Below are 8,307 nucleotides of genomic sequence, written 5' to 3' on the forward strand. Positions count from 1 at the left end.
GGGTGGGTCAGGCCGGGGTGGGGCGTAGTTCGGCGAAGTGGCAGGGGGGGGGGGGCGGGGGGGCCGCCCGGGGGGCCGTTGCCGGGGCTTCCACGGCGCAGATCTCCTGGGCCTTCCAGCAGCGGGTCCGGAAGTGGCATCCGCTCGGCGGGTCGGCCGGGCTGGGCACGTCGCCGACCAGCCGGATCATGGTGCGCTGGTCCCGGGCCTCCGGGTCCGGCACCGGCACGGCAGAGAGCAGAGCCTGGGTGTACGGGTGTGTGGCCCGCTCGTAGATCTCGTCCTCGGTGCCGATCTCGACGATCCGACCGAGGTACATCACGGCGACGCGGTCGGCGATGTGCCGCACCACTGACAGGTCGTGCGCGATGAAGATGTACGAGAGCCCGAGCTCGCCCTGCAGCTGCTTGAGCAGGTTGATCACCTGCGCCTGGATGGAGACGTCCAGCGCCGACACCGGCTCGTCGCAGACGATCACCTCGGGCTTCAGCGCGAGCGCACGAGCGATGCCGATGCGCTGACGCTGACCGCCGGAGAACTGGTGCGGGTACCGGTTGATGTGCTCCGGGTTGAGCCCGACCAGGTCCAACAGCTCCTGGACCCGCTTGGCCTTGCTGCCCTTCGGCGCCGCATCCGGGTGGATCTCGAACGGCTCGCCGATGATGTCGCCGACCGTCATCCGCGGGTTCAGCGAGGTGTACGGGTCCTGCATGACCATCTGCATGTTGCGGCGCAACCGGCGCAGTTCGCCCCCGGAGGCCTTGAACAGGTCCCTGCCCTCCAGGGTGGCGCGCCCCGAGGTGGGCGTCTCCAGCCGCATCAGCAGCCGGGCGAGGGTGGACTTGCCGCAGCCGGACTCGCCGACCACGCCGAGCGTCTCGCCCCGACGCAGCTCGAAGCTCACCCCGTCAACGGCCTTCACCGCCCCGATCTGCCGCTGGAACAGCACGCCCTGAGTGATCGGGAAGTGCTTCACCAGGTTGTCGACGGAGAGGATGGTCTCGCCGCGGACCTTGGTGGGGTTAGCGGGCGACGCTGTCATCACGGACCTCCTGCGCGAAGTGGCAAGCGCTGGTCCGGCCGTCGCCGAGGACCAGGTCGTGCGGCACCTCGTCCACGCAGACCTGCTGCACGTACGGGCACCGGGGGTGGAACGGGCAGCCGGACGGGATGCGCATCAGGTTCGGCGGCAACCCCTTGATCGTCGACAGTTCCTGGCCGCGGACGTCCAGGCGCGGGATCGACTCCAACAACCCCTTGGTGTACGGGTGGGCGGGCGCCTTGTAGAGCGAGCGGACGTCGGCGTGCTCGACGATCCGGCCGGCGTACATGACCGCGATCCGGTCCGCGACACCGGCGACCACACCCAGGTCATGGGTAATCAGGATCATCGCCATGTTGAGTTCGCGGCGCAGGTCGGCGAGCAGGTCCATGATCTGGGCCTGCACCGTCACGTCGAGCGCCGTGGTGGGCTCGTCGGCGATCAGCACCTTCGGGTCCAGCGCCAACGCCATGGCGATCATGACGCGCTGCCGCATACCGCCCGAGAACTGGTGCGGGTAGTCCCCGATCCGCTTGGCGGCACCCGGAATCTTGACCAGATCCATCAGCTCGATGGCACGACGTCGAGCGTCGGCCCGGGACATGCCGGCGCGCTGACGAAGCGTCTCACCGATCTGCCAACCGACCGGGAAGACCGGGTTGAGGGCGGAGAGCGCGTCCTGGAAGATCATCGCGATCTCCTTGCCGCGTACCTGCCGGCGCTGCTCCTCGGAGCGGGTGAGCAGGTCCTCGCCCTGGTAGAGGATCTGGCCGGAGCGGACGAACGCGGGCGGGGTGTCCAGGATGCCCATGATCGCCTGGGCGGTGACCGACTTGCCCGAGCCGGACTCGCCGAGCACCGCGAGGGTCTCGCCGGCGTCCAGGTGGTACGACACGCCGTTGATCACCCGGGCGACACCCTCGTTGGTGCGGAACTCGACGTGCAGGTCCCGCAACTCCAACAGGTGGCCGCCCTCGGGCGTGGCGGAGGCGGGCGTGGGATTGATGGTCATGAGGGATCACCGCAGCTTCGGATCGAAGGCGTCACGGATCGCGTCGCCGAGCATGATGAACGCCAGCACTGTCAACGCCAGGAAGGTCGACGGGACGATCAACGGGGTGGCCGCCTCCCGCATGTGGATCCGGCCGGTGTCGATGTCCTGCCCCCACGAGATGGTGGGCGCCTTGAGGCCGATGCCCAGGAAGGAGAGCGTCGCCTCGGCCGCGATGAACGAGCCGAGCGCGATGGTCAGTACCACGATCGCCGGGGCCAGCGAGTTCGGCAGGATGTGTCGCCACATGATCCGGCTGTTGCCGGCGCCGAGCATCCGGGCCGCCGCGACGTAGTCCTGCTCCTTCGCGGTGATCACCGACGACCGGACCACGCGGGCGGCGGTGGTCCAGCCGAGGAGGGCCAACACGAAGACGACAGCGCCGATGCGCGCCCACTGGCTGTCACTGGAGACCCGCTTGAGCAGCACGATCGCGGCCAGCAGCAGCGGGATGCCGAGCACCACGTCGATCACCCGGGAGAGCACCGCGTCGACCCAGCGGCCGAAGTAGCCGGCCAGCATGCCGACCACCAGCGCGATGATCCCGGTGCCGAGCGCGGCCAGGGCGCCGACCAGCAGCGACGCCCGGGTGCCGTAGACCGCCCGGGAGTACGTGTCGCAGCCCTGGAAGTCGTACCCGAAGATGGCCCCGCCGGACGGCCCGGCGTGCTGCCGGGAGAGCAGGCAGTCGTTCGGGCTGTTGGCGGTGAACACGCCGGGGAGCAGCGCCATCAGGGTGAAGATGACCACCAGCGCCAGCGAGATCCAGAAGATCGGGTTGCGGCGCAGGTCGCGCCAGGCGTCCCCGGCCAGGCTGCGGGGCTTGTTCGCGGCGCCGACCTGGTTGGGGGTTCCCGGCTCACCCGAGGGGCCCCGTCGCGCGGCCTGGTTCTCGGTGGCCGCCACGGTCTCAAAGTCGCTCATGCCGGCACCTCGCTGCGGTCACTCATAGCGGATCCTCGGGTCGAGTACGGCGTACAGGACGTCCACCACCAGGTTCGAGACCAGGTAGACCACGACGAGCACGCTGACGATGCCCACCACCAGGGGGCCGTCCTCGGTGCGGATGCCGCGGAAGAGGTTGAAGCCCACGCCGGGGATGTTGAAGACGCCCTCGGTGATGATCGCGCCGCTCATCAGGTTGCCCAGTTCCACACCGAGGAAGGTGACCACCGGGATCAGCGAGTTGCGCAGCACGTGGACGATGACGATGCGCCGCTTGACCAGGCCCTTGGACCGGGCGGTCCGGACGTAGTCGGCGCGCAGGTTCTCCGCCACCGAGGCCCGGGTGAGTCGCAGGGCGGTGGCCAGCGACAGGGAGCCGAGCACGATGCCCGGCAGCAGGAGCGCGTAGAACGTCGGGTCGGAGCCGGCGGTGGGTGGGAAGAGTTGCCACTTGACGCCCAGGAGGTACTGCGCCAGCGGGGCCAGCACGATGGTCGGGATGCCCAGCACCAGCAGGGTCAGCACGAGCGTCGAGTTGTCGAAGATGCTGGCCCGGCGGATGCCGGCGAGCACACCGGCGGTGACGCCGAAGATGATCGCCACTGCGAGCGCGATGAGCGCGAGCCGCACGGTGACCGGCCAGGCCTGCTGGAGGATGTCGCCGATGTTCCGACCGGTGAGTGACTCGCCCAGATTGCCCTGGAGCAGGTTCTTCACGTAGTCGAAGTAGCGGTAGAAGAAGCCGCCGACGCCGGTGGCGTCCAGGTGGTACTTCTCGGTCAGGTACGCCCGTTGCGCCGGCGTCACCGGGCGTTCGCCGGCGAGCGCCTGGATCGGGTCGCCCTGCCCGGCGAATGTCAGCGCGTAGACGATCAGGGTGGTCCCGAAGAAGGCCAGGACCATCTGCAGTAGGCGCCGCAGGATGTAGCGGAACATGCTTAGCAGTCTCTCCGGAAATGTGCGAAAGGGTCGCAGGACGGCATCTCTGGTCGTACCCGAAATGTCGGAGACGTGCCGTCCGGCCCGGGGGAGCCGGCACCACCGACGCCGGGTCCGCTGCTGCGGCCCGGCCCCGGTGGCGCGGATTGGGCCACCCGGGCTTCGTCGCCCGGGTGGCCCGCACCATGCTCAGCTCAGCTGGCTGCTTCGATCTTGACGAGGTTGACCCGCTGGAACAGGTCCATCTCGACGTTCTTGACCTTGGACGAGTGGCCGAACACGTTCTCGCCGAAGCGGAGCGGGATCACCGGCATGTCCTTGGCCAGGATGTCCTCCGCCTGCTGGTACTTGGCGATCGCCTCGTCCTGCGTCTTGGCGGCGGCACCCTCCTTGACCAGCTTGTCGAACTCCGGGTTGCTGTAGCCGTAGTAGTTCGACGAACCGTTGGTGCTGTACAGCGGGCCGAGGTAGTCCTCCATGGTGGGGTAGTCCATGACCCAACCCATCCGGAACGCACCCACCGGCGTCTTGTTCTCGACCTTGGTGAGCAGGTCGGCGAACTTCGGCTCGGCCGAACCCACCGCGTCCACGCCCAGGTTGGTCTTGAGCTGGTTGACGGTGGCGTCGACCCAGTCCTTGTGCCCGCCGTCGCCGTTGTACGAGATGACGATCTTCGACGGACCACCGGCGGCCTGGTAGAGCTTCTTGGCCTCGGTCGGGTTGAACTCGCCCGACTTACCCGTGGTGTCGTCCCGGTAGCCCGGCAGGACCGGCGAGACGAAGGAGCGCGCCGGCGTCTGCGAGCCCTTGAAGACCGACTTGGTGATCTCGTCACGGTCGATCGCCATCGAGATGGCCTTGCGGACGTCCGGGTTGCTGTAGTCCTTGTCGAACGTCGGGAACGCCAGGAACTGGAACGACGACATCGGGCTGGTCTTGTACCGGTCACCCAGGTCGCTCGGCGCGGTGCTCAGGCTCTCGGTCGGGATCGTGGGCAGCACGTCCAGGTTGTCCGCCAGGACGTCCGCGTAGGCCGCGGTGAGCTGCTGGTAGATCCGGAACTCGACGTTCTTCACCTTGGGCTTCTCACCCGGGAAGGCGTCGTAGCGCTCGACCTCGATCTTGCTGTCGTGCTGCCAGGTGCCCTTCATCTTGAAGGGGCCCTGCCCGATCGGCGCCTGCTCGTAGGAGTCCTTGAGCACGCCCGGGGCCGAGAACGCGGCGTCCGGCATCGGGAAGAACGCGTTGTAGCCCAGCGTGGTCTTGAAGTCGATGTACGGCTCGTTGAGCGTCACGGTGAAGGTGAGGTCGTCGACCTTCTTCAGCCCGGACATCTCCTTGGCCTTCGGCTCCTTGCCCTGCAGGTCCGCGTAACCAGCGATCTTCTCGAAGAACGGGTTGGTGTCCTGACCGTTGGGGCCGTACGCGCCGTAGTTCCAGGCGTTGATGTAGCTCTGGGCGGTGACCTTCTCGCCGTTGTGGAAGGTGTAGCCGTCCTTGAGCTTGATCGTCCAGACCTTGTTGTCGGTCGAGGTGACCGAGTCGGCCGCGACCTCGTACGGCTTGTTCTGGGCGTCGTAGTCGACGAGCGGGCTGAACAGGCCGGCGATGACCTGCGAACCCGACGTCTCGGTGGTGTTGGTGGGAACCAGGTGCTTCGGCTCGGCGATCTGGATGCTGACCACCGAACTGTCGCTGCCACCGGATCCACCGTCTCCGCCGCTGCCGCAGGCCGCGAGGCCCAGCGTCACCGCGAGCGGGAGGGCGGTCCAGGCGGCGAGTCTACGAACTCGCATTGAGCCTCCTCATCTCCTCACGCTGCGCAGTCAAGCCCGACGCTGGGTTACGCTGCGCAACAAGCGGTAACGGTAGGTCGGCGGCGAGCCTTCGGCAACGACGCGGTTGCGGGTGGGTAACGGTCCGGGCTCTCCCTCCTTGTCGAAGGCGGGTGAATCTGCTAGCCGAAACCGGGTTTACTGGCAATATCCTGCGGATATTCGGGCGGCTGGCGAGCTGATTGGGCTCGGTTGGGTTGGCTCGACACCTGCTGGGACGAAGGTCCGGTCTCCGTTTCGCCGGCCTGGTCTGTCTGGTTCGACAGTGATCGAACCCACAAATTGTGACCGAGAGTGACTAGCGACACGTCACACACCGTCACGCAGACGGTAGTCAGTTCGGCTCGGCCCGAACGTTGGGCAACCAGCACCTGGCAGTGGCGGCGGACCGCCCCGAGCTGAGGTCGTCTGAACCGCGGGTGCCGGTCGTGAGACGATCTGGTCGTGACGGCGACGCTTCTGGACGGCAAGGCAACCGCAGCGGAGATCAAGGACGAGCTGCGCATTCGGGTGAAGGCCCTCGCGGAACGCGGCATCACCCCGGGGCTCGGCACGGTCCTGGTCGGGGCGGACCCGGGCAGCCAGGCGTACGTCAACGGCAAGCACCGCGACTGCGCCGAGGTGGGCATCGCCTCGATCCGCCGCGAACTGCCGGCCGACGCCACCCAGCAGCAGGTCGACGACGTGCTGGCCGAGCTGAACGCCGACCCGGCGTGCCACGGCTACATCGTCCAGTTGCCGCTGCCGGCCCACCTCGACACCCAGCGGGTGCTGGAGTTGATCGACCCGGACAAGGACGCCGACGGCCTGCACCCGGTCAACCTGGGTCGGCTCGTGCTCGGCTACGACGGGCCGCTGCCGTGCACCCCGCGCGGCATCGTCGAGCTGCTCCGCCGACACGACGTGGCGCTGCGCGGTGCCACCGTCGCGGTGGTCGGCCGGGGCAACACCGTCGGGCGCCCACTCGGCCTGCTGCTCACCCGGCGCAGTGAAAACGCCACAGTCACCCTGTGCCACACCGGCACCCTCGACCTCGCCTCGCACACCCGCGCCGCCGACATCGTCATCGTCGCGGCCGGCGTACCGGGTCTGCTCACCGCCGACATGATCAACCCTGGCGCGGTGGTGGTGGATGTCGGCATCACCCGCGTGATCGGCGCGGACGGCAAGGGCCGCTACACCGGCGACGTGGACCCGGAGGTGGTCCAGACGGCCGGCGCGCTCGTCCCCATGCCCGGCGGCGTGGGCCCGATGACCCGGGCCATGCTGCTCACCAATGTCGTGGAGCGCGCCGAGCGCGGCTGACCCGCACGTCGGCGCACCGAACCAGGACGGCGGTGACGTTCGCCCCATCCCGGCGATGCCCGCCGCCCCTGGCCGGATCGGTGCCAGGATGACTGATACGGTCCGGAAAACCGACTGGTATCAGGGAGTGGGACGACCATGGGTAAGAAGGTCACTGTCGTCGGGGCTGGCTTCTACGGCTCCACCACCGCACAGCGCCTGGCCGAGTACGACGTCTTCGACACCGTAGTGATCACCGACATCGTGGAGGGCAAGCCCGCGGGCCTGGCACTCGACCTCAACCAGTCGCGGGCCATCGAGGGCTTCGAGACCAAGGTCGTCGGCGTGACGACCGGCCCCAACGGTGAGGGCTACGAGCAGATCGAGGGCTCCGACGTCGTCGTGATCACCGCTGGTCTGCCGCGCAAGCCCGGCATGAGCCGGATGGACCTGCTGGAGACCAACGCCAAGATCGTCCGCCAGGTCGCCGAGAACGTCGCCAAGTACGCCCCGAACGCCGTCGTCATCGTGGTCTCCAACCCGCTGGACGAGATGACCGCGCTGGCCCAGCTCGCCACCCAGTTCCCGAAGAACCGGGTGCTCGGCCAGGCCGGCATGCTGGACACCGCCCGGTTCAGCAACTTCGTCGCCGAGGCGCTGAACGTGCCGGTGGCGTCGGTACGCACGCTGACCCTGGGCTCGCACGGCGACACGATGGTCCCGGTGCCCTCGAAGAGCACCGTCAACGGCAAGCCGTTGCGTGACGTGATGCCGGCCGAGCAAATCGAGGAGCTGGTCGTCAAGACCCGCAACGGTGGCGCCGAGGTGGTCGCCCTGCTCAAGACCGGTTCGGCGTACTACGCCCCGTCCGCCGCCGCGGCCCGGATGGCGAAGGCCGTCGCCGAGGACTCCGGCGACGTCATGCCGGTCTGCGCCTGGGTCGACGGCGAGTACGGCATCTCCGGTGTCTACCTGGGTGTCGAGGCCGAGATCGGCGCTCAGGGCGTCAAGCGGGTCGTCGAGACCGACCTGGACGCCGACGAGCTGGCCAGCCTCAAGGAGGCCGCCGAGGCCGTCCGTGCCAAGCAGGCTGACATCTCCAGCATGTAGTTCCCCGAACCACCGAAAGGGCGCGCCGGCAGAGCCGACGCGCCCTTTCCCCGTCCCGTCCCGTCCCGTCCCGTCCCACCCCACCCCACCCCACCCCCGCC

At 68.4% G+C, this 8,307-nt stretch carries 7 protein-coding genes; 2 read left to right on the forward strand and 5 right to left on the reverse strand.

Annotation, left to right across the window (positions count from 1 at the left end):
- Positions 1-7: 7 nt before the first annotated feature.
- The 5 genes from IF22_RS0132545 to IF22_RS0132565 form a co-directional block, all read right to left on the reverse strand.
- On the reverse strand, positions 8-1,042 hold the full coding sequence (locus IF22_RS0132545) for an ABC transporter ATP-binding protein (protein ID WP_030338349.1): 1,035 nt from the start codon (positions 1,040-1,042) through the stop codon (positions 8-10).
- On the reverse strand, positions 1,023-2,054 hold the full coding sequence (locus IF22_RS0132550; protein WP_030338351.1) for an ABC transporter ATP-binding protein: 1,032 nt from the start codon (positions 2,052-2,054) through the stop codon (positions 1,023-1,025). Before IF22_RS0132550 ends, IF22_RS0132545 begins: the two co-directional genes overlap by 20 nt.
- Positions 2,055-2,060: 6 nt before the next feature.
- Positions 2,061-3,017 carry an ABC transporter permease gene (locus tag IF22_RS0132555; RefSeq protein WP_030338353.1) on the reverse strand — a complete coding sequence of 319 codons (957 nt, stop codon included), beginning with the start codon at positions 3,015-3,017 and terminating at the stop codon, positions 2,061-2,063.
- Between the two features lie 18 nt (positions 3,018-3,035).
- The gene (locus IF22_RS0132560) at positions 3,036-3,974 is read right to left on the reverse strand and encodes an ABC transporter permease (protein ID WP_030338354.1); all 939 of its coding nucleotides are present in this window, start codon (positions 3,972-3,974) and stop codon (positions 3,036-3,038) included.
- A gap of 197 nt (positions 3,975-4,171) precedes the next feature.
- Positions 4,172-5,773 carry a peptide ABC transporter substrate-binding protein gene (locus IF22_RS0132565; protein WP_030338356.1) on the reverse strand — a complete coding sequence of 534 codons (1,602 nt, stop codon included), beginning with the start codon at positions 5,771-5,773 and terminating at the stop codon, positions 4,172-4,174.
- Between the two features lie 483 nt (positions 5,774-6,256).
- On the opposite strand from IF22_RS0132565, the gene IF22_RS0132570 reads away from it, so the two are divergent.
- Both IF22_RS0132570 and mdh read left to right on the forward strand, forming a co-directional pair.
- Positions 6,257-7,117, forward strand: coding sequence for a bifunctional methylenetetrahydrofolate dehydrogenase/methenyltetrahydrofolate cyclohydrolase (locus tag IF22_RS0132570; RefSeq protein WP_030338359.1), 861 nt, complete (start codon positions 6,257-6,259; stop codon positions 7,115-7,117).
- A gap of 138 nt (positions 7,118-7,255) precedes the next feature.
- On the forward strand, positions 7,256-8,206 hold the full coding sequence (gene mdh / locus IF22_RS0132575) for a malate dehydrogenase (protein ID WP_030338361.1): 951 nt from the start codon (positions 7,256-7,258) through the stop codon (positions 8,204-8,206).
- The last annotated feature ends 101 nt before the right edge of the window (positions 8,207-8,307 follow it).

Source organism: Micromonospora parva, from assembly GCF_000718515.1.
GTDB lineage: Bacteria > Actinomycetota > Actinomycetes > Mycobacteriales > Micromonosporaceae > Micromonospora > Micromonospora parva.

What these genes read in the sequence shown, in the direction of transcription:
- IF22_RS0132545 (WP_030338349.1), bottom strand. Translation starts at nt 1,042, where the DNA reads ATGACAGCGTCGCCCGCTAACCCCACCAAGGTCCGCGGCGAGACCATC.
- IF22_RS0132550 (WP_030338351.1), bottom strand. Translation starts at nt 2,054, where the DNA reads ATGACCATCAATCCCACGCCCGCCTCCGCCACGCCCGAGGGCGGCCAC.
- IF22_RS0132555 (WP_030338353.1), bottom strand. Translation starts at nt 3,017, where the DNA reads ATGAGCGACTTTGAGACCGTGGCGGCCACCGAGAACCAGGCCGCGCGA.
- IF22_RS0132560 (WP_030338354.1), bottom strand. Translation starts at nt 3,974, where the DNA reads ATGTTCCGCTACATCCTGCGGCGCCTACTGCAGATGGTCCTGGCCTTC.
- IF22_RS0132565 (WP_030338356.1), bottom strand. Translation starts at nt 5,773, where the DNA reads ATGCGAGTTCGTAGACTCGCCGCCTGGACCGCCCTCCCGCTCGCGGTG.
- mdh (WP_030338361.1), top strand. Translation starts at nt 7,256, where the DNA reads ATGGGTAAGAAGGTCACTGTCGTCGGGGCTGGCTTCTACGGCTCCACC.